The organism is Rhodovulum viride (assembly GCF_003265965.1).
GTDB classification, from domain to species: Bacteria; Pseudomonadota; Alphaproteobacteria; order Rhodobacterales; family Rhodobacteraceae; genus Rhodovulum; species Rhodovulum kholense.
Genome location: NZ_MUAV01000222.1, coordinates 1 through 352, shown reverse-complemented (window position 1 = coordinate 352; position 352 = coordinate 1). Strand labels below are relative to the sequence as shown.

Annotated in this window: 1 protein-coding gene; it reads left to right on the top strand. The window is 67.0% G+C overall.

Annotated elements, in window-relative coordinates:
- Positions 1-352: contractile injection system protein, VgrG/Pvc8 family (locus BYZ73_RS21955; protein ID WP_281269516.1), on the top strand; the 352-nt coding region annotated here is incomplete at both ends.

The window sequence follows — 352 nt, the reverse complement described above, 5'->3', positions numbered from 1 at the left end:
GGATCTTTCACAACAAGACCGTGGTCGAGATCCTGACCGAGCTGCTCGGGGCCTATGCAGATGCGGGCGCGCTGACGGTCGAGCTGGCCAACGACTACCCCGAACTCGAATACACCGTGCAGTACCGCGAGAGCGACCTGGCCTTCGCCTGCCGGATGATGGAGCGGCATGGCATCAGCTATCACTTCCGCCACGCGGATGGCGGTCATGAGATGGTGCTGACCGACCAGGTCGAGGCCCATGACACGATCGGCGCGCGCCCGTTCCGGCCGGCCGAGGGCCACCACCAGGAGGAGATCTCGCATTTCCGCGCCTGGCGGCCCGCGCGGCGGATCACGACCGGCGCCATCCG